Source organism: Pseudomonas sp. 3HC3, assembly GCF_044904505.1.
Lineage (GTDB): Bacteria > Pseudomonadota > Gammaproteobacteria > Pseudomonadales > Pseudomonadaceae > Aquipseudomonas > Aquipseudomonas putida_Y.
This window is the reverse complement of the sequence record NZ_JADDRH010000045.1, coordinates 1-1,953: the sequence shown is the minus strand read 5'-3', so window position 1 is coordinate 1,953 and position 1,953 is coordinate 1. Positions and strand designations below refer to the sequence as shown.

Annotated in this window: 2 protein-coding genes; both read right to left on the bottom strand. The window is 65.3% G+C overall.

Annotated elements, in window-relative coordinates; all coding sequences use genetic code 11:
* A partial coding sequence (locus INQ47_RS25570; protein WP_404702892.1) for a condensation domain-containing protein occupies positions 1 to 1,588 on the bottom strand: 1,588 nt, incomplete at its 3' end.
* Between the two features lie 12 nt (positions 1,589 to 1,600).
* Positions 1,601 to 1,953: phosphopantetheine-binding protein (locus INQ47_RS25565; RefSeq protein ID WP_404702891.1), on the bottom strand; the 353-nt coding region annotated here is incomplete at its 5' end.

The window sequence follows — 1,953 nt, the reverse complement described above, 5'->3', positions numbered from 1 at the left end:
CGGCGTAGCTCAACTGTTCGCCTTCGCAGACCAGCGCCGGCGCCTGCGGCGCGCGGGCCGCCTGGGCTTCGATCAGGCGATGCAGCGGCTGGCTCGGCGCGAACGTGGCCGGGGCGGTATTCCAGGCAGCCAGCGTTGCGGCACGTTCCGCCGTCGTCAGCATCGGCAACTCGCTGACGCGCGTGCCGGGGGCGCTGACGATACCTTCGAGCAACGCCTGCCAGTGGCCCGCCAGGCGCTCGATGGTGGTTGAGTCGAACAGGTCGGTCGCGTAGGTCAGCGACGCCCACAACTGCCCCTGCTCTTCATGGGTATCGAGCATCAGGTCGAATTGCGCGGTCTGGCTCTCCCAGTTCAGCGATTCGACCCGCAGCCCCGGCAGCTCATGGGCCTGCCGGCCCGCGCCACGGTGCGCCTGGTGATTGAACAGCACCTGGAACAACGGGCTGTGGCTGAGGTTGCGCTCCGGCGCCAAGGCTTCGACCAGTTGCTCGAACGGCAGGTCCTGATGCTCCTGGGCGCCCAGCGCCGCCTCCTTGGCCTGTTGCAGCAATGTGGTGAACGGCGCCTGACCATCGACTTCGGCGCTGAGCACCTGGGTATTGACGAAGAAGCCGATCAGGCGCTCGGTCTCTGCGCGGTTGCGGTTGCCGATCGGCACGCCGACACGGATATCGCGCTGTCGGCTGTAGCGGTGCAACAGCGCCTGGAACGACGCCAGCAGGACCATGTACAGGGTCGCCCCCTGCTGCCGCGCTACCTCTTGCAAACCCTTGCCCAGCTCGGCCGACAGCTCGATATCCAGGCGTGCGCCACGCAAGCTCTGCAGCGCTGGCCGCGGACGATCCAGCGGCAATTCCAGCACCGGCTGCTCGCCGCCCAGGCGGGTGGTCCAGTAGGCCAATTGGCGCTCGCGCTCGCCAGCCTCCATCCATTGGCGCTGCCACAATGCATAGTCGGCATACTGGATCGGCAGCGCCGGCAGCTCGGGCTGCTGGCCACGACTGAACGCGCCATAGCAGTTGATCAGCTCCTCGACCATCAACTGCATCGAGGCGCCGTCGGAAATGATGTGGTGCTGGGTCAACACCAGCACATGGTCGTCTTCGCTCACCTGCAGCAGGCGCGCGCGCAGCAACGGCCCTTCGCCCAGGTCGAAGAGCACGGCGATCTCCCCCGCCACCGCCTGTTCCAGTTGCCCGGCATCGGTCAGTACCTGCACCGGCAGCGGCAGCGCGAACGGCGCGCGAACCTGCTGCAGCAACTGCCCGTCGACCTCGACGAACACGCTGCGCAGTACTTCGTGACGCTCGATCAGCGTCGCGAAGCTGCGCTGCAGCGCGGCCATGTCCAGGGCGCCGCGCAAGCGCAGCGCCGTGGGGATGTGATACGCCGCGCTGTGCGGTTCCAGGTTCCAGAGGAACCACTGACGCTCCTGGGCATAGGACAGCCGAAGGGGCTCGTCGGCATCACGCCGGAAAATCGGCGCGATGCCATAGAGGTTGACCCCCTTCTGACTCAGCAGAATCGCCAAGGCTTTGCGCTTCTCGGAAGAAAGCGCGCTTACCGATTCGATTAGTTGCTGCATGCCGTGTCCTCACTAGGAAATCAGTTTTTCAAGATCATCGGCAGTTAGACGATTGAGGTCCTCCAAGGATTTAGCCAAAACATCGTGCAGTGGATCGAGCGCGGGCTGCAGGGCCTGCAAGGCCTCGCAGAAGTCCGCCAGGTCGCGGGCCAGGAACAGCGTCTTGACCGGCACTTCATGGCCCAGCGCTTCGCGCAGGCGCAGCACTACCTGGGTGGCCAGCAACGAATGGCCGCCAAGCTCGAAGAAGTTGTCGCTCAAGCCGACCCGCTCCAGACGCAGCACATCGGCCCAGACAGCGGCAATGCGCTGTTCCATTTCGCTTTGCGGGGCTACATAGGCCTGTTGCAGCAGGCTGGCATCCG